We start from the raw sequence: 22,199 nt of genomic DNA, 5'->3' as shown, positions 1-22,199 counted from the left end.
GCCCCAAGGTTTGGTCGTTGGGAGCTCGAGGGCAAAGCCCTCGATATCTTCCATGTCCCCGTTAACGAAATATCTGATTTTGGCTTCCCGTCACGCTAACAACGCCGCCATGCGCTGGCGACGCTGCGCGGCGGGCAGCGCGCCCAAGCGTTTGGCGGCGGCGATAAAGCGCTCCAGATCCGCGCCCTCCTGCTCATAGAGACGCTGAAACGCCGGAACCCAGCGGGCATAAAGACTCAGCGAGCCCACCTTGGCGTTGTTCAGATCCTCGGCCAGCGCCCAGCGGGCGTAGGGCGCCAACGGACCGTCCTCTTGCGCCTGCACAAACGCGACTCGGAAATCGGCGAACAATCCCGCTTTGCGCCGCCGCATCGCCAATGTGGTCAACGCTTTATCGGCGTAGAGCGCCTCCAACTTGTCGCGCAGATCCGCCACCCGCGCGAGGAATTGCGCCCGCGCCTGCTGACGCGCCCGCCAAGCGGCGATGGCGGCTGCATCGCCCTGCGCCTGCAACCAGCGCCCCACGCCAATTTGCGCGACGGCCTCGGCGAAGGATTCATTAAACAGGGTGTCGTCGGGGATGTAGAGCAGCTCATGGGCCATCTCATGGAACATCAGCGCCGCCAGTTGCGATTCCGGCCAGAAGATGTGGGTATTGAGCAGCGGGTCGGCGAACCAGCCCAGAGTGGAGTAGGCGGGGATCCCCTGCACCGAGGTTTCATACCCCTGTTGGCGCAGCTCCGCCGCCAGCGCCTGGGCGGCAGCTTCATCGAAGTAGCCGCGATAGCTCAACTCGCCAATGAGGGGAAAGCTCCAGCTTTTCAGGGTGAGTGAGTCTGAAGGGGCGGCGAAGGTCGCCCACACCGCATAGGAACGCCCCAAGTCGGCGTAGCGGGTATAGGAGCCGTTGTCCGGCAGCCCCAGTTGTTCGATGGCGAAGCGTCGCGCCTGCTGCGCATGGCGCAAGCGCGCTTTGAGTTTTTCCGCTGCGGAGGCATCGGCCAGCACGACGTCAATGGGGCGCCGTTTGGACCAGATCTCCCACTGCCCGCCCGCCGCCTGCAGGTAATACCCCGGCCCGATGCAACCGCTCAAGGCTCCCCCCAATAGCAGGATCAGCAGCGCGCGGACGGCTCGCCTCACACCACCCCCATCTTGCGCAGATGCGGCCCATAGGCGCGGTCATCGCCCTGAATGTGGTTGATCAGCCAGCGCTCCATAAACAGCGAAATCTGCTGCGCAATGGCCTTTTTCTGCTCATCTTCCGCCGCATCCAGGCACTTTTTATAGGCGGCCAGCTCATTCTCCAGCAGATCGTGCTTCTGCTTGTGCGCCTCCAGTTCCGGGAAGCTCCACTTCTCCAGCAGCAGCTCCTCATAGCGCAGATGGGTCTTTACATACCCCTCCATCTGGATGAACAAGAGGTTGAGCATCACCCCCAGCGCCTTGTCATCATAGACGTTTTCAATGGACTGCCCCAGATTCATAAAGGCGCTGAACAGTCCCTTGTGCTGCTCGTCCAACGACGCCACGCCCACGCTGAACTCCTCATCCCGCCACACGAACTGCGTCATTCCAACTCTCCATCCGGATTGTCTGACTACGACTGTCTGCGCCCTGTTCAGGCGCTTTGGCATAATGCCTCCTCGACTGCCGCCAGGAAAGGGACAGGAGCAAAAGCCGCGCGCCTACTCCGGGAACCCCCTGGCCGCGCCATGGTCAAAGCCCACAAGCCCAGGCCGCCAATTCGGGGCGCGCAAACAGAGTTGTTACATCATCAGAGATGTTGACAAGGCATCATTTTCCAACTATCTTTGCGCCCGGGCCATCGATTAAGCGAGAATAGCCCCCATCGTGGCGGTCCAAGCCGTGGTTGCGCCTGGGCCAACAGTTGATCATCCGCCGCGCCCAATTTCGAAATCGTACGAGGAGTGCTTGTCCCATGTCCGTCACCCTGACTGATAACGCCGCCAAAAAACTCAGCGAACTGATCGCCGAAGAGAACAATCCCAATCTGAAACTGCGCATCTTCGTCTCCGGCGGCGGCTGCTCGGGTTTCCAGTATGGCTTCACCTTTGATGAGAACCAGGACGACACCGACATCATGGTGGAGAAGGATGGCGTCAAAGTGTTGGTGGACGCTGTCTCCATCAACCATCTGCGCGGCTCCGAGATCGACTTTGTGGAGGATCTCAACGGCGCCCAGTTCCAGATCAAGAACCCCAACGCCGCCTCCACCTGCGGCTGCGGCAACAGCTTTACCCCCGCCGAAGGCGGTGGTTGCGCCAGTGCCAAACCCTCCTGATCGCATCGTCCCGGCGCGCTGACATCACGCGCCAGCCGACTGCTCAGAGGTGAAAAATTCGCCCCGCCAGGCTCCCGCTTGGCGGGGCGTCTGTTTTTCGCCGCCTATTCGATAGGCGCCCGCCTTGCAATCATTGCCTTGGCAACCCATATTACTTAAGCAAGCGCATGGGTTTCCGCCTTGGCCAGCAGCCGATTTCCCATACATCACGCCAATTTTGGGAAACCCGCCCGCTGCGCGACGCATCGTCAATTTGTTGTCTGCGCGTACACAGTAGAGCGCACACTGGAAGGAAAAGAGCATGTCCGATAAGCCCGACTCCCCGCAAGAGGAGGAGATCTTCGACGCCGTAATCGAAGAGCCGGAAGCGCACGACGCCGACGGTGAGTCCGACGGCCAACCGCCCATGCGCATTGACGACGCCCTGCCCATGGAGATGGTGATCTATCCGCTGGGCGGACGCCCCTTCTTCCCCGGCATGCTGACCCCCATCCAGGTGGAGGGCTCGCCCTACTACGACACCATCAAGATGGCCATGGACTCGCCGGGCCGTCTGTTCGGCATCATCATGAGCCACGCCGAGGATGGCCGCGAAGTGTTCGACGCCGACAAACTCTACACGGTCGGCGCCACCGCGCGCATTTTGGAAGCCGCCGAGGACGAAGAGCACAAATCCATCAAGCTGCTGGCCGAAGGGATCTCGCGCTTCGAGATTCGCGAAGTGGTCTCTGCCGGTCCGCCCATCATCGCCGCAGTCACCCACCACAACAACCCGGTGGAGATGATCGAGCCCGATGATCTGAAGCCCTACACCATGGCGGTGATCAACACCCTCAAGGAGCTGCTCAAGTACGACTCGCTGTACCAGGAACAGGTAAAGATGTTCCTGTCGCGCCACAACTTCAGCGAACCGGACAAGCTGGCCGACTTCGTCGCCTCCATGACCAGCTCCAACCGCGAGGAGTTGCAGGACGTGCTGGAGACCCTGCCCATCATGCCGCGCCTGGAGAAGGTGCTGGCCCTGCTCAAAAAAGAGCTGGAGATGGTCAAGGTGCAGAACAAGATCTCCAAGCAGGTGGAAGAGGGCATCACCGAACATCAGCGCCAGTTCTTCCTGCGCGAGCAGCTCAAGCAGATTCAAAAAGAGCTGGGCATCACCAAGGATGACCGCACCGCCGAAGTAGATGGCTTCCGCGAGCGTTTGGAGCAGCTCACCCTCTCCAAGGAGGCCGAAGAGCGCATCAACGAGGAGCTGGACAAACTCTCCATGCTGGAGCCCGGCTCGTCGGAGTATGGGGTGACGCGCAACTATGTGGATTGGCTCACCGGCCTGCCGTGGGGTGTGCACTCCAACGACAAGCTGGACATCAAGCGCGCGCGCAAAATCCTCAACCAGGACCACGACGGCCTGGAGGATGTGAAGGAGCGCATTCTGGAGTTCCTCGCCGTAGGCAAGCTCAAGGGGGAGATCGGCGGTTCCATCATTCTGCTGGTGGGCCCGCCAGGGGTGGGCAAAACCTCCATTGGCCGCTCGGTGGCGCGCGCGGTGGGGCGGGAATTCTACCGCTTCTCGGTGGGCGGCATGCGCGACGAAGCGGAGATCAAGGGCCACCGCCGCACCTACGTGGGGGCGATGCCCGGCAAGTTCGTGCAGGCGATCCGCCACACCAAATACTGCAACCCCATCATCATGCTCGACGAGGTGGACAAGATCGGCGCCAGCTACCACGGCGACCCCGCCTCGGCGCTGCTGGAGGTGCTGGACCCGGAGCAGAACACCGAGTTCCTCGACCACTACCTGGATGTGCGCTTCGATCTGTCCAAGGTGCTGTTCATCTGCACCGCCAACCAGTTGGACACCATCCCGCGTCCGCTGCTGGACCGCATGGAGATCATTCGTCTATCCGGCTACATCGCCGCCGAGAAGGTGAAGATCGCGCGCAACCACCTGCTGCCCAAGCAGTTGGAGAAGAACGGTCTGACCAAGGACGATCTGCGCATCAGCAACGGCGCCTTCCGCGCCATCGTCGAGGGCTACGCCCGCGAAGCCGGGGTGCGACGCCTGGAGCAGAAGATCGGCGCCATCGCCCGCAAAACGGCGGTGAAGATTCTCGACGACGCCCAACGCCCCATCAAAGTGGGCCACGGCGATCTGGAGGATTTCCTCGGCAAACCGGACTTCCGCGATGAGAAGCCCATGAAGGGGGTGGGCATCGTCACCGGGCTGGCGTGGACCTCCCTGGGCGGCGCCACCCTGGACGTGGAGGCGGCGCGTGTCAGTGATGACAAGGGCGGCATGATCGTCACCGGCCAGTTGGGCGATGTGATGAAGGAGTCGGCGCGCATCGCCTTCAGCTACGCGCAGTCGCAGTGCGCCAAACTGGGCGGCGACTGCAACCGCCTGGGCGGCACCCTGCACCTGCACGTGCCCGAAGGCGCCACGCCCAAGGATGGCCCCTCGGCGGGCATCACCCTGACCACCGCGCTGCTGTCGCTGGCGCGCAATCAGCCGATTCCGCGCCGTCTGGCCATGACCGGCGAGATCACCCTCACCGGCCAGGTGCTGGCGGTGGGCGGCATCCGCGAAAAGGTGATCGCCGCGCGGCGGGTGGGCATTCGCGAATTGATTCTGCCCGAGGCGTGTCGCAAGGATTATGAGGAGGTGCCGGACCACATCACCGAAGGGATCACCGCGCACTTTGTGCGGCGCTACCCGGAAGTGGCCAAACTGGTGTTCGGGTGATCGCGCCGGGTCGCCGCCAAGTGAAAGGGGCGCGCCGTTTGCGGCGCGCTCTGCTGACGCTGTGCGCGCTGACGCCGCTTGCGGCGCAGGCGCAATCGGCGACCCCTGAGCAGAAAAATCAGCAGCAGTTGCACGCCGCGCGTTCGGCCTCCGAACAGGCCCAGGCGCAGGTGCAAACATTGCGCACAGCGTTGGCCGACAGCCGCGCCCAGGAGAGCGCGCTGATCAAGCGCGTCGCCGAGGCGCAGGAGGCGTTGGCGGTGCAACAGGAGCGTCTGCTGGATGACCCCGCATTGACGCTGGATGCCGAACGCACGGCGTTGGAGGCGGCGCAAAAGGCGCTGGACGCCCGCCGCGAGGAGATTGCCCGGCAAGAGACGCAGTTGGAGCAGGCGCAAACCGCCGCTGCGTCACAAAAGTCGCTGTTGGCGCCGCTGGAGAGCGCATGGCGCAAGCAGGCTGCGCAGGCGCAGGCGCATCTGCGGCAAACCCTACGCACGGAGTTGGAGAAGACCCGCTCAGTGGAGGCGCGCGGCGAGGCCGAGTGCGGACCCCAAGGCATTGAGCAGTGCAAACGCGACGCCCTGGCGGACGCCAAACGGGTCGCCCGCGAGCAAGGGCTTGCCGCCCTGCGCAAGAGCGCCCTGCAGGCGTTGGCTGGGCGGATGACCGCCGACCAGATCGCGCAGCAGAGCGCTGCCGAAGTGACCGAATTCGACTCCCTGGACGACGGTTTTATCGGCGCCAGCTTCTATTTTCACCGCATTCGCGCCCTGGTGCATGGGCGCCTCATCGGCGCCGACGCCCGGCAAACCGACACAACGATGGACAACGGGGGGAATACAGAGTCCGAGCCTCTGAGCGAATCGGCGCTGGCCGATCTCAATGGCGCCACGCCGCCTGAGGATGGACTGGGCCCGGAACCTGACGCGCCACCCCCCAGTGGACGCCCGACCGCTGCGCCGCTGAAGGTGGGTCAGACGCCACACCCAGCGCCGTTGATGGACGCCGCGGCGCCTGAGCCCCACCCCACGCCGACGCCGCGCGCCATCACCTTCGACGCCACGGCCACTGCGCCGCAAGCCCAGGCCGCCCCTATGCCCGCGTCTTCCAAGGCGCTGCGCGCTGCGCTGGCGCAAGCGCCGGAGGTTCCCGCCGACATCGGCGATCCGGTGGAGCGCGGATTCCGTCTGCTGGAGCAGGCCAAACAGGCGCTGGAGGATAACCGCCTGACCACGCCGCTGGATGACAGCGCGCAGTACTACATCATGATGGCGCGCTCCCTGTATGGGGTGAACGCCAACATCCGCCAGGAGGCGCAACTGCTGCTGCGAGAGATCGTCAAACGCTATCTGACCTTGAGCCGCCGCGCCCTGAATGCGGGCAAGCTACGCAAATCCCGCCACTATCTCAATCGCGCCCGGCAACTGGCGCTGCAGTATGACATCCGCGATCCCCAAGGCGCCCTGCGCGACGAAGGCCGCCGCATCATGAACCGCCTCAAGCAGCAACATTAAGATCGCGACGCCTCCGTTTCACGCCATGCAAACGTCGTCCCTCTCCTTGAGCCATCGCCCGGCGACTTCTGCAGACCTTGCCACCATCTGCGGCTTTCCCCAGAGCGCTGAAGAGCTGTTCTTTCTGTTTCCCAAGGCGACCTTTCCGCTCACCCCTGAGCAGTTGCAGCGCGCCATGGATCAGCGCGCCGACGCCACCGTTGTCGAGTTGCGCGGTCAAGTGGTCGGCTACGCCAACTTCTACCAGTGGGCTCAGGGCGGTCGCTGCGCCATCGGCAACGTCATCATCGCCCCTGCAGCGCGCGGCCAGGGCGTGGGGCGTTATCTGATTAACCGCATGGTGGATCTGGCGATCTCCCGTTACGCTGCGCGGGAGGTCACCGTGGCCTGTTTCAACCACAACGTCTCGGCCCTGCTGCTGTATGCGGGCATGGGGTTTGAACCCTACGCCATCGAAGAGCGCGTCGACCATCAGGGCCAGCGCGTGGCGCTGATTCAGCTGCGCCGCGCGCTCCCCGTCGGGTAATCCGCGTCAGAGGACGTCAGGCGGCAGGGGGATCGTCGGATCGTCATTGCGCAACCAGGTAGGAATGGCGATGCGCTGGCGATTGGTGACGCACACTTCGTGGGGAAAATCGCGACTGAGGAAGCAGGCTAACGTCCCCGCTTGGGGCAGGATGCGCGCAATAGGCGTCGCGCCATCGCCATCGAACAGGCTCAACTCGCCGCCATCGTCGGCTTGCCAGTCGGCGTTGAGGTAGAGCACTGCCGTCACCTTGCGCGGCGAGGCGTCGAGGAAGTTATCGCAGTGACGGCGATAGAAGTCGCCCGGCTCATACAACGCAAAAAACGCCTCGCAACTGCGCAAGCCTAGGAACAGACGCCGATTCAGATCCGTCATCAGCAGCCCCATGCGCGCCAGATAGGCGGCCTGGGCCGGGAACTGCGCATCCAGCCACAGCAGTTGCATGCTGCGGATTTCGCTCTCCACCTGGCGGTTTTGACCATGGCCCACCGCGCCGGGGCGGAACAGTCCGCCCGCCTGGGCCGCCAGCGCCTCGGCCAGCAGCGCCTGCTGCGCGGCCAGATCCAGATAGTTGGGGATGACGCAATAGCCTTGGGTGGCCAACTGCTCGGCGATCAGCGCCCGTTGAGCGGCCTCAATGGCGGAATCGGTCCAGACGTCAGCGCACGCTCTCATGCGCATCCTCCTGATAAAGTGAGGAGACCTGTACGGCGTCCGACCGATTTCAATAACGGCGAAATATGTGCGGATGAGAGGATTTACGCCATGCGCGGCAAAAAGGGAAGCGAAAAATAGCGCCAGATGGTTGAGACGAAGGAGTAATCTGCAGAATATACTGTATAAGCTGACGACTCGCCGCCAGGTAGAATCAAGCTTAACACGCACGCAATCCGCATGCTGGCGCGGAGCAAACCAACGGGGGTCCAGGGGAATCATTCCCCTGGTGGGTCCAGGGCAAAGCCCTGGCGGGTCAAGGGCGGCGCCCTTGTGGGGTCTGGGGCGAAGCCCCAGTCTCTTGAATCTTCCCCCTCGAACTGACAGAAGCGCCCGCAGCAAAACCATTCAGAGACGCGCCATGACCGAAGAGACCCCCACGCCACCGGAAGACGTCAGCCTGATTCACGCCCTGCTGCTGGATGGACGCGGCGGCGCTACGGAGATGGATTGGGAGCAGATCGCCGGGTGGAAACCGGAGATGGGGCTGCTGTGGGTGCATCTGCACGCCGACAACCCGCGCACCGGGCGCTGGCTCAATGAGGAGAGCCGCCTGGATCCGCTCATGGCCGAAGCGCTGTGGGATATGGATAATCAACCACGCTGCCTGGTAGAGGAGAGCGCGCTGCTGGCCACCTTTCGCGGCATGAATTTCAATCGTGGCGCCGAAACGGACGACATGGCCATTCTCAACCTGTGGAGCGACGGAACGCGGCTGGTGACGGTGCGCTCGGCGCCGCTGCGCTCGGTGCGGGACATGGCCCGGGCGCTACTTGTGGGGCGCGGGCCGCGCACCATCGGCGATCTGCTGGTCACTCTGCTGGGTCGGCTGCACGACCGCATGGAGCCGGTGCTGGACGGCATTGAGGAGGATCTGGACCGGTTTGAAAATCAGGTGTTGCGCGGCGATGATAGCGGCATTCGCGAGCCGTTGCTGGAGATCCGCAGTGAGTTGATCGGCTTTCGCAAACACCTCACGCCGCAGCGCCGCGCACTGCAGGAGTTGACCAAATCGCGCCCCTCCTGGCTGCTCAAGCGCCACCAGCGGGAGTTTCGTGAAGTGGAGAACCTGGTGGGGCGGTTTCTGGGCGAACTGGACGGCTATCGCGACCGCGCCATGCTGATCCGCGAGGAGCTCAACAACCAGATCGCCGAACGCATGAACCGCGCCATGTACCTGCTCTCCATCGTCACCGGGGTGTTTCTGCCACTGGGCTTTCTCACCGGCCTGCTGGGCATCAATGTCGGCGGCCTGCCCGGCACCGAAGTGCACTGGGCGTTCTGGGCGGTGTGTGGAATCCTGATGATCATGGCTGGAATCAGCCTGTTCATCTTCCGCCGCAGCCGCTTGATATAGTCACTTCAAACATCTCTGGAGAGGGTGAAAGATATCGAGGGCTCCGCCCTCAAACTCCCAAATTCAAAAGCCACACCGTGGGCTCCGCCCATGCTGTGAGATACGGCTTCGCCTGTGGCCGCTGGGGGCGCGGCCCCCAGACCCCGCCGCCGACCAGTCGGCGGCCAATAGTCAGCGCTATAGCAAGTCAAACTGAGAATCGGACATGCTCGGGTTTTGGAAAATGAAAGATATCGAGGGCTATGCCCTCGAGCTCCCAAGATCAACAGCTACACCGTGGGGCTCCGCCCCACACCCCGCTGGGGTCGCAGACCCCAGACCCCGCCGCCGACCAGTCGGCGGCCAATAGTCAGCGCTAGCTCGACCAGCATCACGCAAACATTGGACGTTTGGCTATTTAACCAGGACTACTTCAAGCGGTAGTGAATCAGAAAGTCGTCGAAGGCGATGGCGGCGAAGCGCACGCCCTCCGCCATCTCCGGCAGACGCACGCGGGCCATGGTCTTGAGACTGGCGCGATCCAGAATCCTATGGCCGGAGCTGCGCGCAATGCGCAGATCGGCGATGCGGCCATCGGCGGCGATGGTGAAAGCCAGATGCACCGTGCCCTCCAACCCCCGTTGCTGCGCCCGTCTGGGGTAATTGAAATAGCGTTTGACCCCCGCCTCGATCTCACGCACGGCGCGCTGCCGCAGATTGGCGGCGTTGGCGGCGTCCTGACCATCCGGCGCACCCGCTGGCTGCATTGCGTTAGCAGCAGCGGGGACCAAATCCGACGCTGGCGACGCGCTCTGTGCGCTGGGCGTCTCGGTGGTTGGGAGTTCGGGTTGCGGCGATAGCGTGGCCACCGGCGGCGGGTTGACCGGCGCCGCCGGTTTGGACGCCACCATTTTCACCGGCGGCGGTTTGGGCGCGCGCCGGGCGCTGGGCGCGGCGCGGCGCAGGGGCGCAACCGTGACCACCTCGGGCAGCGCCGATTCCGGGTCCGGCGCAGCGCGTTCAGGCGACGGTTCGAGCGCAGGCGCGGGCTCAGTTTCCAAAACGGGAGCCGCCGTCGCCTCCACCGTTTTCTCAATCGCCACAAGCTCCGCCATGGGCGCCACAGGCTCCGCGACAGACTCCGCCACAGCAGCTGGCGGCGGTTGGGTCGCGCCATCGGCGCCCCCCAACGCCCTTTGCGGCGCCTCCATCACCAACGTCACTTCGGGAATGATCAATGCTGGCGGCGGCGGCGCGCTACGCGGCCACAGCGTCACCAGCGCCAGATGCAACAGCAGCGACAGCGCCGCCCAGCCCCACAGGCGCGAACGCTCCCGCCGCGCAGGCGGCGGCGGGAGCGCATCGCACGTCAGACCGCACTCCCGCGCCAGTTCGGCGTGGGAGGGCATGGCCTGCAGTTGACCTATGGCGCTTTGGAAAATGCTCATCGCATTGGGTTATCCCCGGCGCCCGCGCATGGAAAAGCGGTTACGCCGTCTCCTCCTCATCCAGACACAGCTCTTCTTCCTGCGGCTGGCGTAACCGACGCAGCAGGATCACCCCCGTCACGCCCACGGCGATGGCCAGCAGGGCATTGCCCGCATAGCCACCGTAGTAGAGTTCAAACCGATGCGCAAACTCCGCCCAACTCGGGTGGGAGAAACGCCCGGAGAAGAGATAGAAGCCGCCGCTGGAGAGCAGCCACGCCACGCTCACCGCCGCCCACGCGCCCAGCGCCAACAGAGCCAACGCCATGCCCTGGGATCGACCCATCAGCAGGCCCGGCAGATGCTTGCCTGCGCCCCACATCGTCAAATAGGCAGGCGCCAGCAGCGCATAAGCGGGCGTCACACAGAAATTGCTCACGCCTGCTTGCAGCGCCGATACGTCGATGCCCACCGCAGCCAGCATCAACAGCGCCGCATAGATGGGCCGCGCCAACAGCCAGCCGCTGAGGAAAAACAGCGCAATGCTCATATCCGGCAGCAGCTTGGCCGAGCCCATGTGATGCCCGCGGGATATCAGCATCACGCCCAGCAGCAGCAGGAACAGCACAAAGCGTTTGCGCGCGTCGGAAACCGGCGCAAACACTCCACTGTTTTGCATCCCCTCGCCTCCCACAGCCGCGCTCATTGTGCAAAGCTCCACACCAGTTGGCCGAGAATCAAACGCCCCTGGGTGTTGTAGGTGTTGATGGTCTGGTAGGTCGGATCCAACAGGTTCTCGGCGCTCACCCGCAACGCCCAATCCTGGGCGAAGCGATACTCGCCACGCAGATTGACCACGCCATACCCGGCCAGATAGGTGGTGTTGGCCAGCTCATCCCACCGATGCCCCTGCACGATCCAGTCGCCGCCCACACTCACCGCGTCCCAGCGCTTGTCGGCCTGCACTTTGAGGCTGCGCGCCGCGCGCCGCGCCAAGCGGTTGCCGGTGTCGCCATCCAGCGCGCGGGTGAGGGTCCCGGCCACGTTGATGTCGACGCCTGCGATGTCAAAACCGAGCTCCAGCTCCACGCCATCGAGCTTGGCGCTGTTGATGTTGTTGTTGGTGAAGGTGGTGGCGTCATAGGCGATGAGATTCTTCACCCGGGTGCGGAAACCGCTCAATGACCAGCTCACGCCGTGATTCTCCCCCGCCAGCCCCAAATCCCAGGTGTGGGACTCCTCGGGCTTGAGATTGGGGTTGCCGCTGAACCACGCGCTGGCGGGCCAGTAGAGGTCGTTGAAAGTGGGCGCTTTGTAGGCCGTGCCATAACCGGCGGTGAGACGCAGACCGCCCCAGGGCAGATCATAGCCCCAGGCCACATTGCCGGTGGTCTGGCCGCCGAACTGCTCGTTGTCGTCATAGCGTAGCGCCAACAGCAGATCGTGGTCGCCCCAGGCGCCCTGGTATTGACCAAACAGCCCCAGCACGTCGCGGCTGGTGACGTCATAGGCGGTGTTGCTATCGACCCGGTCATCCATCCAGTCGGCGCCAATGGTCAGCAAATGGTCATCGCCGATGGCGATGTCGTTCTGCAGCCCCAGCGAGACCCGCTTGGTGTTGAATTCGCTGAAGTAGACGCCGTCGGTGAGGTTGGTCGAGTCATCCCGACTATGGCCGGCGCGCAGGGTGATGTCCCAATAGTCGGTGGCCTGCAGACGCGCTTTGGCGCCGAGAGTCTGATTGACGAACTCGCCTTGGTTGGGGGTTCCGTCGAAGTCGTTGTCGCCGAAGGAGCGCAGACCATGCAGCTCCACTTCCCCGCGAGAGAAGGTTTTGCTCACCCGCACGTTCACCCCGGTGCGCTGGTAGCCATCGTCGTCGGGCTGGTTGACGGCGAAAAAGCCGGTGGTGGGCTGGCGGGCGTCGAAGCCGTCAGTCTCCAAGCGGCTTACCGAGGCGGCGTAGCGCCAACCGTTTTTGCCGCCAGAGAGGGAGAGACCCTGTTCGTTGGTCCCCTCGCCGCCGCCGCCGATAAGCGCCTCGCCGCGCAGCCCCTCGGCGCCCTTTTTGGTGAAGATCTGAATCACCCCGCCGATGGCCTCGGAGCCATACAGCGCCGAGCGCGGTCCGCGCACGATCTCAATGCGCTCAATTTGGCCGATGGGCAGGTGCTGCAGACTGGCCAGACCATTGGTCGCCGAGCCCATTTTCAGACCGTCGATGAGCAGCAGCGTATGGTCGGCGTTGGCCCCGCGCATGTAGACGCTGGCCTGCGCGCCCGCGCCGCCGTTCTTGGCGATGTCGATGCCCGGCAGGGCGCGCAGCGCCTCTTCGGCATTGCGCACTTGACGCTGTTTGAGCTGCTCGGCGGTGATCACGCTCACCGGGGCCAGGGCTTGGTCCACGGTCACGGCGGTGCGGGTGGCGGTGACCACGATGCCCGCGCCTTGCGTGGTCTGGGCCGAGGCGTAGACGGTGAGCGCGCTGAAGGCGGCCAAACTCAAAGCCGAGCGCAACAAAGGGGAACGGGACGACACACAACGGGACAACAGAGAGTGAGGGCGCATAAGGAGTGGCTCCTGATCTGACGCGTCAAACGCACTCGCCCGTACGCTTAACGCCAAATGGGAGCGTGGTGAATCGCAGAGAGGAACAGGGAGGAGATCAGACGCAAGCCTGGCGTGGGAACAGCAGCATTCACACAAAATTCGCGTCGGAGGCGCCCCGCTCCTAACCGCAAACACACACGCGGTTAACTGTCGGGCCGGTCTCCGGACTGACGCGCGGTCTGAATGTGGATTCAGACCAGAACGGACCGCCTTCCCACGCTTATCGAAGCGCAGTGGCGGGATGGCCCGTTCTCAAACGCGATCACCGTTGCGGGGGCAGCGTCGGAATTGTTTGTCTTCAGTCGCCCCGGCGAACCAGGACGGAAGACGCAACGCACCGACTTCCCATTTCAGCCCACCCGTCGCGATGACGGGCGGAGCGCCCAACGAACCGCGCCACTATAGCCGTCCGCCGTTCCCACCTCAAGCGCCATTGCAGGGTGGAAGTCGACGACGAGAGCGCATCACAGCGATTTCTCATGGGAAAAAAATTGTTTCTTAGCCAAGGGCGCAAAAGAGACAGACATTGCGCCTTCAGCGCCTCGCCGTTACACTTCAGATCGTTTTTTTCTGATAAAAAACAGACTCTAATGCAGGACAACCCGGCACATGGCCAAATCCAGAAGGCCCTCCCTGTGGGCGCAATACCGCGCCACCCGCTTGACTCCGCCGCTGGTCAGCCAGCACGCCAACCAGGGTTGCGCCCTCTTCGTTCTGTGGGTGATGACGATCGCCTTGGCGTTGATGACCGTTGCCAGCATCGTCAACGGCAGCACGAGTTGGGATGAGGGGCAGCCGATCTACCTCGCCATTCTCCCCGCCGCCATGCTTGTTTTCATCGCCTCTCTGCTGATGCGCCAACAGCGCCTCACGGCGTTGGCGCGGGCGCAGAAGCGTCAGGGCAAACCCACATGGAGCCTGACCGAACACGGTCTGTTCGATGTCTATATCAGCGACCACTTCCTCACCTGGGAGTTGTTGGGCCCGGCGGTGGTCGCCTATGTCAAACGCACCAGCAGCACGCGCAGCGCCAGCGGCCACACCTCCTCAAGAACCACCATTGAGCCCCAGTTGCATGTGTGCATCCGCGACTGGGACGCCTTCCAACGCATCGAGCGCCGCAGCGACTCCGCCGGGGAGAAACTGGCGCAAAAAGCCTCCGACTGGTCCACCCACGGCGCCCTCTCCAGCAACGGCGGCGACATCCGCAATCGCTTCATCAAAGAGCTGCGTCGGCTGGCGCGCCATAACGGCTTCGGCGCGGATTTCAACGCCCAGGAGTCGCGCATTGCGGATCTGTTGCAGGCCGCGCCGTCGCTGTGGAGCTACCAACTCCTGCCCCCCGCGGGAGTGAGCCACGAGCAGTTGCGCGACATTCTCAACGCCGAATTCCTGCGCCGCGACGGCGCTCTGCCCGCGTTCGCCCTGACCCGGGAGCAGCCCCTGGGCCGCGAAGAGGAGCCCAAGGTTCAGCCTTGGGAGTAGCCCCTCGCCGACTTTACCCTCAACCGTTTCACACACGCGAATTGAAGAAAGACGCATCATGGCCAAAGTAAAAAAAGGCGCGCTATGGGATCAGTACCGCGCCAGTCGCCTGAACCCGCCTCTGGAGGGGGAGTTCGCCAGCACCGGCTGCGCGATGATCGTGGGGTTTTTCCTGGCGCTGGGGTTTGGCGCTTCGACGCTGTTCACCATGACCCTGGACGGGGCTCGAGGCGCAGCGCCAACCATTGTCACCGCGATTGGCTTTTTCCTCATCGTCACGCTGATGCTGGCGGGCAGCAAGATGCGCAGCGTGATCCGCCAGCGCAAACGCCAGGGCAAACCCATCTGGCGCCTCTCCGACGCCGGGTTGGATGACGTCTACCTGAGCAACGAGACGCTGCCCTGGTCGCTGCTGGGACCGGCGCTGGTGACCTACTCCCGCAACAGGGGCGCGACAGGACCGAGCCCGGGCGGCGTTTCACACTCAACCTCTGGAGCCATCGAAAAGACCTTGGTGCTGACCATTCTGGATTGGGATCGCTTCGACAAGATGCGCCACGCGCCGGAGTTTGGCGCAGGGGCGCTGGCGGAGAAGATGCAGAAGATCGGTCTTCAGATTGGCCTGCCCAGCGCCCCGCGCGCCATGGCCGACAGGCTGATGGGGGAGTTGGACCGCCTGGCCTATCATCATAATCAGGAAGAGCAATTCGCCGCGCATCAAGCGCAGATCCGCCGCGCGTTGAAGGATGCGCCAGCGCTGAAATTCTGGATTGTCTCGATCCCCTGGCGCTTGGATGAGGAGAATGCGCGCGATATTTTCAACGCCGAATTCCTGCGCCGCCATGGCGACTGGCCTGAGTTCTCCCTGGTGCAGGCCAACTCGCTGAAGAGCTGACGCCAGGCGCGGCGATCCCGGTTACGGTTCGCGCACCAGGCGGAAGCCGATGAAGGGGGAGCGTAGGTCCGGCTCCTGGGCGTCGCGCCGGGCGGCGTTGACCAGCCGCGGCGAGTCGCGCCAGGAGCCGCCCCGAACCACGCGACGTTCGCCGTCACGGGGGCCGCGCGGATTGCTGCGCGGCGAAACCGCGTAGTAGCTGGCCGAAAACCAGTCGCCGATCCACTCGGAGACATTGCCCAGGGCGTCATACACCCCCCACGCGTTGGCGGGGAATCGCCCGCCATTGGCGCTCACGCGATAGCCGTCCTCACACGGAAACGGCGGCCACGACCAGCCGAACGCGCGGCGGTTGGCCGGATTGTGCACATTGGCGAATTGACACGCCTTGCGCAGCTCGCGCCGCCACGGACGCGCCTGCCGTCCGCCGACGCTGGCGGCGTACTCCCACTCCGCTTCGCTGGGCAGACGGAAGGTTCCGCCGTGCAAGCGGCTCAACCAACGGGCGAAACCGTCAGCCTCGTTCCAGGTCACCCGCGCCACCGGCTGCTTGTCGCCGTTGAGTTCACGACCGTGGAAGGCGCCGCTGTCGTAACTGGAGCGCCAGCGGCGATAGTCGCCATTGGTGATCTCCCGCGCACTGAACCAGAAGCCGTCCAAAGCCACCCGGTGGGGCGTGGCGTCGGGCTCCCGCGGCGAGCCCATGCGGAACGCCCCACCGGGAATCCACACGAAATCGATATTGCCAAAGCGCCGCTTCTCACCGGCCCGGGGCGCAGTGGGCGCACTGGCTTTGGCGGGCTGCGGGCGCCACTGCTCGGCGGGCTTGGGCGCGGGTTTGGACTTGGGCTGGGGATTGCGCGCAGCGTCCAGCTCCGCCTGCGCCTGGGCGATGCGCTCCTCATTCACCCCCACCGTGCGCGCCCGCCGCAGATAGGTCTCCACCTTGTCCCAGCGCTTGCTCTTTAACGCACTCTGCGCCAAGCCCAAATAGGATTCGGTCACCGCCAGCAAGAGCGTCTGCGCCGCGCCGTTGTCGGGGTCGATGGCCTGCGCGCGGCGCAGCTTCTCCACCGCATTGTTATCCTCCGGGTTGGTCAGGCGCTTGGCGGCGATATCCTCCCGCGCCGCCGTCAGCAACGCCTCCACCCGCTCCGCCTGCCGCGCAGAGATCGTGCTTGCGGGCGGCGGCTCGGAATATTTCACCGGCGGCGGCGGATTGTCGGAGATGGGCGGCGGCTCCGGCGCGCGCGGCGGCGGCGGCTCACGCCGGGGCGGCGGCTCCTGCTCCAGCGGATCCTGATCCAGCCACGCCAACACCTGCGCCATGCGTCCATCGACCACCGGCCCGCTCTGGGTTTTGTCGGACTTGGGCGCGATGGCCGGAAAGGACTCGGAACGGGGGCTGGCCTGAATCACACGCCCGGTAAAAACCAGCGCCGATTGATCTTCACCCTGCGCCACAGCGCTCCTCTTCATCCGCACGGACGCCTGCGTCGGCGCGGGGCTCTCCTTCATCGACGCCTGCGTCGGCGCGGGGCTCTCCAGCATGATCTCCACTTGATCAGTGGGCGCAGGTCTCGGCTCCGGTGTCTGCGCTTGAGTTGGAGTTGGAGTTGGAGTTGGAGTTGGAGTTGGAGTCGGGGTCGGACGCGGCGGCGGAATCGGCGTGGGCGGGGCCACATGCTCGGCGCGGGGCAGCGGCATATCCGCCGCCGCCAGCAGCGCGCCGTCGGCCACGCTGATCAGCCGCAGGAACAGACGCTTGCCCGCACAGCGCCCCACCACCACCGCATCGGACTGGGCGGCGCGGCGCACCCCCTGCATCTCCTCATCGGAGAGATTGGCGGTGAACAGATTGGCGATATCCTGATCCTTGAGCACCGCCGCCAACTCTTTGCGCTCCAGCACGCGCAGCCCCGGCGCATTGACCAGAGCGGTCTTCAGGCGCTCGTAACGCGACTCAGTGCAGGCGGTAAAGCGCGGCGCCAACCCCACATCATGCAGCTCCGGCTGCTTGGCGAGCGCCATCTGCGCCAGCGCTCGCGCCGCCTTTTGCGAGTCGGTGGCGCGCAACTGGCCGCCATAGCGCCAGTAACCGGCGGCCCCCGCCGAACCGAGCAGAGCCACCAGCAGCAGCGCCCACGGCCAGCGCCGCGGCCGCATGCTCGCCTCCAGCGCGCGGACCAGATCCGCACAGGAGTCAAACCGCGCTTCGGGCGTTTTCGCCAACGCCCGCGCCACCACGCGGTTCTGCCGCTTGCTCAACTTCGCCAGCGCGGGCGGCTCCTCATTCAACACCGCGTGACGCAACACTTCCGGGTCGCTGGCCACAAATGGGAGGTCGCCGCTGATCAGTTCGTACAGCAACGCGCCCAGCGCGTACTGATCCGACTGCGCCGTGGGGCGCCGCCCCTGCCACTGCTCCGGGGCCAGGTAAGCGCGGGTGCCGGCGGAGACGAGATCGGTTTGCGCGGCGTCCACGCGGGTGGCCAACACCGTGGTGCGCAGCTGCGCCGCCAGGCTGAAATCGAGAATCTTCACCACCCCGCCGGGGGTGATGCGCACATTCTCCGGTTTGATGTCGCGATGCAGAATCGACTGACTGTGGGCGTAATCCAATCCGGCGGCGATCTGCTTGACAATGTCCAGCGCCGTTTTCAGCTCCACCACCCGGCCCGGCTGCTGGCGTCGGTAGGCGCTCAGATCCACGCCGGGAACGTACTCCATCACCAACGAGCGCAGGCCGGTGTCGGGCTCCACGGCGATGGTGTTGTAAACCGCAATATTGGGGTGTTTGAGACGATGCGCGAGGCGAAAGTTATGCGTCAGATCCTCCATGGCGGCGCTGGAGGCGGCGGCCTGCTCGGAGACGACTTTGATGGCCACATCCACGTCGCCAATGGCGTCGTGGGCGCGATAGACCGCGCCAAAGCTCCCTTGCCCCAGCTTCTCGCGGATCACATAGCGTCCGCCCGCCATTTTGTCGCCAACCTGCATCATCGCTCCCATTTGCTTTGCGCCTGCTCCGGCGCATACAGTGTGTATGCCAAAGAGCCGCGCTCTACATTAGCCAATCCAAACGGTAAGTCGCCATGAATCGTCTCTTGTTTCTGTGCATCTTGAGTTTTTTCCTGCTCGCCGCCACGCCGAGCCCGGCGCTGGAGGTGGAGGCCGTCGGAGTGGGCGAAAGCCGCCAGGAGGCCATCGAGCAGGCCCTGAGCAACGCCGTGCAGCAGGTTCTGGGGGCGCGCATCGACGCCCGCAGCGTGGTGGCGAACGGGGCGTTGGACTACGCCCGTTTGAGCGCCAATAGCGCCGGGCTGATCCGCAGCCATGTGGTCACCGCTGAGGGGCGCGACGACTTGACTGGCGGCCAGCGGGTCACCATCAAGGCCGATGTGGACGAGTCCAAAAGCGACAGCATCACCGACTGCCTGCTGGACCCCAAATGCCAGAGCGCCTTCCAGCAGAACCACTTCGATCAACGCCGCGTGATGGTGGTTGCGCAACCCCGCGCTGCGGGGGATCTCACCGCCGACCATCCGGCGGCGCAGGCGCTGCTGGATGCGGTGGAGGAGCGTTTGGCGGCGGCGGGATTCCGCGTGTTCCTGGCCGATCGCGCCGCGCAGTTGAAGCGGCGTCTGGGGGAGCTGTCTCAATCGGAGCAAAACGCCGGGCTGACCCTGGCGCGGCAGGAGAGCGCCGACGCCCTGGCCCTGGCCACTCTGCGGCTGGAGCCGCGCGCGCTGGACGCCGACTACGCCCAACTCTACGCCAGCGTGGCGCTGAAGCTGTATGACGTCACCACCGGCGAGCTGTTCGCCAATGTCGCCCAACGCGGCAAACGCCCCACCGCCTCTGGACCCGAAGCGCAAAACGCGACCGCTGCGATGCTGGCCTCAGCGCTAGGCAAGCAGGCCGCCGAGCAGGGCGCGGCGCGCATCGTGGCGCGCTTTACCGGCAACCGCGAGAGTTTCGTCACCATCGCCCTGCTGGATCTGCCGCTGAAACAACAGGACCGCATCGAGGATCTGCTGGCCGACGAATTGCGCTGGCGCTATCGCATCCAGCGCCAGAGCGGCAAACTGCTGGAGCTGGAGATTCTCACCGAGCTGCCCCCCGCCGAGGCGCGTCGCCGCTTCCGCGCCGCCTGCCGCAACCAGGGCGTCAAGCTGGAGTCGGTGGAGATGAAGGGCGCGCGCATCGTCATGCGCGGCGGCTGAGAGCCTGTTTATCAACGCGGTTTTCTCGTCAAACCGACTCTCAACCTCGGCAACCATTTTCGCCCCGCCGTCACCGATAGGTTGCGGGGCGATGAGCGGCCGGGAGAATTCCGGTCAACGCCTGCATATCGTGCCGGAAACGGTTGAATTCGCGCACGCAGTGGGACATTGTCAAACGCGGCGCCTCGATTGGCGAAACCTCGGCGCCGCTGGCCCCGCCACCTCAATTTGGAGAACCTTCATGGCGCACCTGCCTTCCCGCATTTTCGGCGTCCCCACGCGGACCCTGGCCCTCCCCCTGCTGCTGGCCCTGGCCGGTTGCGCCACCGGCTCCCCCGGGACCACCCACAAAGAGGCGGTGGAGGCGATGTTCGAGCCGGTCTACCACGTGCCCACCAAACCGGTGGAGTTGGCCTATATCGGCTTTGAGTGGTCCGACAAAATGGGCCCGGTCAAAGGCCCCGGCTGGCGCCCGGTGAGCACCGAATCGCTGCGCTCGCTCTCCGATCTGCACAACAAGACCGCCGACCGCGCCATTCTCGCTCTGGGCGGCATGCCCAGCCTGGTGCCGGTCAAAGCAGGCGTGGCGCTGGGCGGCAGCAACAAGCGCGAGGCCATCGCCCAGGGGCTGCGCATCATCCGTCCGCGCGCGCTGTGGGAGATCCGCTTTGAGCCCAAGCGCCAGTACGTCACCGAGGCGCTGTATCTGGAGAACTTTGAACTGAGCCACAAAACCAACACCAAAATCGGCGTCGGCGCGCAAGGGACCGTCCCCGGAACCGAAGCGTTGGGCTCGGTCTCGGCCATGGGCGCCATCGGCGCCGAGGGCGGCGGCGATGCGGGCACCGCCGGTCAGGGTCTGGCCCTGGCCTATAAGGTCCAGGAGATCGACACCTACAGCCTGGAAGAGAAGCCCGACGTGGTGGCCAGTCTCAGCGACGGCCAGCCCCATGAGCTGATCCCCGACAAGCTGGAGATCTCGCTCAAATTCCAGGATGTGCTCAACCTGCCCACGCGGCAGTGGCCCGACAGCCAGCAGTGGGCCTGCCTGCAGGGGCGGCAGATGGCCGACCGCATCAATCAAGCTTGGCTGCTGACCCTGCGCAAGCGCGACGCCGACGGCGTGTGGCGCAGTCGCGTCACCGCGCTGCCGCCGACGCGCATGGCCAGCGACTGCCAGCACGTGGTCACCTTCGACGGCTACATCGACTCCCAGGATGGCCGCATCCACCGCAACAAACTGGTGGTGGCGCTGGATAACGCCGATCTGGATCACCATATGCGCCCCTCGGCCGGGTTCCAGGCCACGGCGACCTTCAAGCAATCCTCCTTCACCCTCAAAGACGTCGCGCCGCCCACGCCGGTGATCACCACCGACCTGCGCCACGAACCGTAATCGGAGCCCGACAATGAAAAACCGCCGCATCAAGAGTTTGACCATTCGTCTGGCCGCCGTGGCCGCCCTGCTGGGCGCAGCGCTGCCGCTGCAGGCGACATATGCGCAGATGGGCGCCGGGGCGCAGGTGGACTGGAATTCGCAAATCGTCCAAGCCACCGATTTCGGCACCGTGGATATGCAGCGCATGCGCAACAAGCCGCAGGCCATGATCATGGCGCTGCAGGCGGCGCGGGTGAACGCCATGGCCAAGCTGGCCGAGGCGCTTAATGACGTCAATATCGACCAGCGCCATCTGGTCAAGGATGGTCTGGCGCAAGGCAGCGTGGTGAGCGCCAAATTGAGCGCCTCGCTGCACGGCGCGTTTGAGATCGACCGCAATGTGGAGTGGATCGAAGGCACGCCCATGGCGCGGGTGACCATGGGCGTGTGCATGACGCGCAGCTCGGCGCGCTGTCAGCAGCAGCCCAACGCCCTCATCGACGCCGTGCCGCAAACCGCTCCAGCCATGAGCATGCCCAGCCTGCCCGGCGCCAGCGCCCCGGTCGCGCCCATGCAGCCTGCGCCAGCCCCGGCGCAGGCCATGGCCGCCGTCGCCCCGGCCCCGCAACTGCCCGCCGCTTCGCAACCGGCCCCGGCTCCGGCCCCCATCGCGCAGCCCCTCACCGACCACGCCACCGGTCTGGTGGTGAGTCTGGGCGGCGCCGCCTACAACCCCAGCCTGCACCCGGTGATCTACACCGGCACGCCCAGCCAGCCCGACGTGGTCTACTCCGGCCTGATGGTGGATATGGAGGCGTATCGCAAACTGGGGGTGGCGGCGTTTGCGCCAGATCTGGCCCAGGCCAAGGCGCAGAGCGTGCGCGTGGGCGAGGCCCCCATGGTGGTGGCGGCTCAGGGCGCCGATGAGTATGGCATCCGCATCTCCGCCGAGGACGCCAATCGCATCCGCTTCAGCACCACCCACGGGGATAACTTCCTGCGCGCCGCCCGTGTGATCATCGCCAGCGGAAACTGAG

At 64.8% G+C, this 22,199-nt stretch carries 17 protein-coding genes and 1 riboswitch; of the genes, 10 read left to right on the top strand and 7 right to left on the bottom strand.

Translation table 11 applies throughout. From position 1 onward, the window contains the following. Positions 1-90: 90 nt before the first annotated feature. Together MAIT1_RS04730 and MAIT1_RS04725 are read right to left on the bottom strand one after the other, a co-directional pair. Positions 91-1,143 (bottom strand): aminopeptidase, encoded by a 1,053-nt coding sequence (locus MAIT1_RS04730; RefSeq protein WP_085441134.1) that lies wholly within the window; start codon positions 1,141-1,143, stop codon positions 91-93. Then, a complete protein-coding gene (locus MAIT1_RS04725; protein WP_158089313.1) occupies positions 1,140-1,574 on the bottom strand; it encodes a bacteriohemerythrin in 435 nt (144 codons plus the stop codon). Before MAIT1_RS04725 ends, MAIT1_RS04730 begins: the two co-directional genes overlap by 4 nt. A gap of 368 nt (positions 1,575-1,942) precedes the next feature. Between MAIT1_RS04725 and erpA the strand changes: the two genes are divergently transcribed. From erpA to MAIT1_RS04705, 4 genes are all read left to right on the top strand, one after another. Further along, entirely contained in the window at positions 1,943-2,305 is a 363-nt protein-coding gene (erpA, locus tag MAIT1_RS04720) for an iron-sulfur cluster insertion protein ErpA (protein WP_085441132.1), read from the top strand. Between the two features lie 301 nt (positions 2,306-2,606). Then, positions 2,607-5,048 (top strand): endopeptidase La, encoded by a 2,442-nt coding sequence (gene lon, locus MAIT1_RS04715; RefSeq protein WP_085441131.1) that lies wholly within the window; start codon positions 2,607-2,609, stop codon positions 5,046-5,048. Next, a complete protein-coding gene (locus MAIT1_RS04710; protein ID WP_085441130.1) occupies positions 5,045-6,565 on the top strand; it encodes a coiled-coil domain-containing protein in 1,521 nt (506 codons plus the stop codon). The genes lon and MAIT1_RS04710 overlap by 4 nt, the downstream gene beginning before the upstream one ends. A 25-nt stretch (positions 6,566-6,590) precedes the next feature. After that, entirely contained in the window at positions 6,591-7,091 is a 501-nt protein-coding gene (locus tag MAIT1_RS04705; RefSeq protein ID WP_085441129.1) for a GNAT family N-acetyltransferase, read from the top strand. A 6-nt stretch (positions 7,092-7,097) separates the two neighbouring features. Here MAIT1_RS04705 and MAIT1_RS21455 read toward each other — a convergent pair whose 3' ends face one another. After that, positions 7,098-7,766 carry a 2OG-Fe(II) oxygenase gene (locus tag MAIT1_RS21455; RefSeq protein ID WP_143814654.1) on the bottom strand — a complete coding sequence of 223 codons (669 nt, stop codon included), beginning with the start codon at positions 7,764-7,766 and terminating at the stop codon, positions 7,098-7,100. Between the two features lie 400 nt (positions 7,767-8,166). Here MAIT1_RS21455 and MAIT1_RS04695 point away from each other — a divergent pair, with 400 nt between their 5' ends. After that, complete coding sequence (locus tag MAIT1_RS04695; RefSeq protein ID WP_158089312.1) at positions 8,167-9,162, top strand: zinc transporter ZntB; 996 nt, start codon at positions 8,167-8,169, stop codon at positions 9,160-9,162. Between the two features lie 407 nt (positions 9,163-9,569). On the opposite strand, the gene MAIT1_RS04690 is transcribed toward MAIT1_RS04695, so the two are convergent. From MAIT1_RS04690 to MAIT1_RS04680, 3 genes are read right to left on the bottom strand one after another with little or no spacing between them, the layout of a single operon-like run. Next, positions 9,570-10,589 (bottom strand): energy transducer TonB, encoded by a 1,020-nt coding sequence (locus tag MAIT1_RS04690; protein ID WP_085441127.1) that lies wholly within the window; start codon positions 10,587-10,589, stop codon positions 9,570-9,572. 40 nt (positions 10,590-10,629) lie between these two features. Beyond that, positions 10,630-11,274: a hypothetical protein gene (locus tag MAIT1_RS04685; protein ID WP_085441126.1), complete on the bottom strand. Its 645-nt coding sequence runs from the start codon at positions 11,272-11,274 to the stop codon at positions 10,630-10,632. Beyond that, the gene (locus MAIT1_RS04680; protein WP_158089311.1) at positions 11,271-13,067 is read right to left on the bottom strand and encodes a TonB-dependent receptor domain-containing protein; all 1,797 of its coding nucleotides are present in this window, start codon (positions 13,065-13,067) and stop codon (positions 11,271-11,273) included. The genes MAIT1_RS04685 and MAIT1_RS04680 overlap by 4 nt, the downstream gene beginning before the upstream one ends. 247 nt (positions 13,068-13,314) lie before the next feature. Then, positions 13,315-13,580: riboswitch (cobalamin riboswitch) on the bottom strand. Between the two features lie 207 nt (positions 13,581-13,787). Here MAIT1_RS04680 and MAIT1_RS04675 point away from each other — a divergent pair. Together MAIT1_RS04675 and MAIT1_RS04670 are read left to right on the top strand one after the other, a co-directional pair. Further along, positions 13,788-14,663, top strand: a complete 876-nt coding sequence (locus tag MAIT1_RS04675) for a hypothetical protein (protein WP_085441124.1) — start codon at positions 13,788-13,790, stop codon at positions 14,661-14,663. A 58-nt stretch (positions 14,664-14,721) separates the two neighbouring features. Next, a complete protein-coding gene (locus MAIT1_RS04670) occupies positions 14,722-15,558 on the top strand; it encodes a hypothetical protein (protein ID WP_085441123.1) in 837 nt (278 codons plus the stop codon). 21 nt (positions 15,559-15,579) lie between these two features. Here the strand turns inward: MAIT1_RS04670 and MAIT1_RS04665 are convergent, their stop codons facing one another. Further along, entirely contained in the window at positions 15,580-18,570 is a 2,991-nt protein-coding gene (locus MAIT1_RS04665; RefSeq protein WP_085441122.1) for a bifunctional serine/threonine-protein kinase/formylglycine-generating enzyme family protein, read from the bottom strand. 83 nt (positions 18,571-18,653) lie between these two features. On the opposite strand from MAIT1_RS04665, the gene MAIT1_RS04660 reads away from it, so the two are divergent. The 3 genes from MAIT1_RS04660 (at position 18,654) to MAIT1_RS04650 (ending at position 22,198) form a co-directional block, all read left to right on the top strand. Then, complete coding sequence (locus tag MAIT1_RS04660; RefSeq protein WP_143814653.1) at positions 18,654-19,784, top strand: hypothetical protein; 1,131 nt, start codon at positions 18,654-18,656, stop codon at positions 19,782-19,784. A gap of 241 nt (positions 19,785-20,025) precedes the next feature. Next, positions 20,026-21,180: a hypothetical protein gene (locus tag MAIT1_RS04655; RefSeq protein WP_085441120.1), complete on the top strand. Its 1,155-nt coding sequence runs from the start codon at positions 20,026-20,028 to the stop codon at positions 21,178-21,180. A gap of 13 nt (positions 21,181-21,193) precedes the next feature. Further along, positions 21,194-22,198, top strand: a complete 1,005-nt coding sequence (locus tag MAIT1_RS04650; RefSeq protein ID WP_085441119.1) for a hypothetical protein — start codon at positions 21,194-21,196, stop codon at positions 22,196-22,198. Position 22,199 lies beyond the last annotated feature (1 nt).

It is taken from the genome of Magnetofaba australis IT-1 (assembly GCF_002109495.1).
Lineage (GTDB): Bacteria > Pseudomonadota > Magnetococcia > Magnetococcales > Magnetococcaceae > Magnetofaba > Magnetofaba australis.
This window is presented reverse-complemented; position numbering and strand designations above follow the sequence as displayed.

What these genes read in the sequence shown, in the direction of transcription:
- MAIT1_RS04725 (WP_158089313.1), bottom strand. Translation starts at nt 1,574, where the DNA reads ATGACGCAGTTCGTGTGGCGGGATGAGGAGTTCAGCGTGGGCGTGGCG.
- erpA (WP_085441132.1), top strand. Translation starts at nt 1,943, where the DNA reads ATGTCCGTCACCCTGACTGATAACGCCGCCAAAAAACTCAGCGAACTG.
- lon (WP_085441131.1), top strand. Translation starts at nt 2,607, where the DNA reads ATGTCCGATAAGCCCGACTCCCCGCAAGAGGAGGAGATCTTCGACGCC.
- MAIT1_RS04705 (WP_085441129.1), top strand. Translation starts at nt 6,591, where the DNA reads ATGCAAACGTCGTCCCTCTCCTTGAGCCATCGCCCGGCGACTTCTGCA.
- MAIT1_RS21455 (WP_143814654.1), bottom strand. Translation starts at nt 7,766, where the DNA reads ATGAGAGCGTGCGCTGACGTCTGGACCGATTCCGCCATTGAGGCCGCT.
- MAIT1_RS04695 (WP_158089312.1), top strand. Translation starts at nt 8,167, where the DNA reads ATGACCGAAGAGACCCCCACGCCACCGGAAGACGTCAGCCTGATTCAC.
- MAIT1_RS04690 (WP_085441127.1), bottom strand. Translation starts at nt 10,589, where the DNA reads ATGAGCATTTTCCAAAGCGCCATAGGTCAACTGCAGGCCATGCCCTCC.
- MAIT1_RS04685 (WP_085441126.1), bottom strand. Translation starts at nt 11,274, where the DNA reads ATGAGCGCGGCTGTGGGAGGCGAGGGGATGCAAAACAGTGGAGTGTTT.
- MAIT1_RS04675 (WP_085441124.1), top strand. Translation starts at nt 13,788, where the DNA reads ATGGCCAAATCCAGAAGGCCCTCCCTGTGGGCGCAATACCGCGCCACC.
- MAIT1_RS04670 (WP_085441123.1), top strand. Translation starts at nt 14,722, where the DNA reads ATGGCCAAAGTAAAAAAAGGCGCGCTATGGGATCAGTACCGCGCCAGT.
- MAIT1_RS04665 (WP_085441122.1), bottom strand. Translation starts at nt 18,570, where the DNA reads ATGGGAGCGATGATGCAGGTTGGCGACAAAATGGCGGGCGGACGCTAT.
- MAIT1_RS04660 (WP_143814653.1), top strand. Translation starts at nt 18,654, where the DNA reads ATGAATCGTCTCTTGTTTCTGTGCATCTTGAGTTTTTTCCTGCTCGCC.
- MAIT1_RS04655 (WP_085441120.1), top strand. Translation starts at nt 20,026, where the DNA reads ATGGCGCACCTGCCTTCCCGCATTTTCGGCGTCCCCACGCGGACCCTG.
- MAIT1_RS04650 (WP_085441119.1), top strand. Translation starts at nt 21,194, where the DNA reads ATGAAAAACCGCCGCATCAAGAGTTTGACCATTCGTCTGGCCGCCGTG.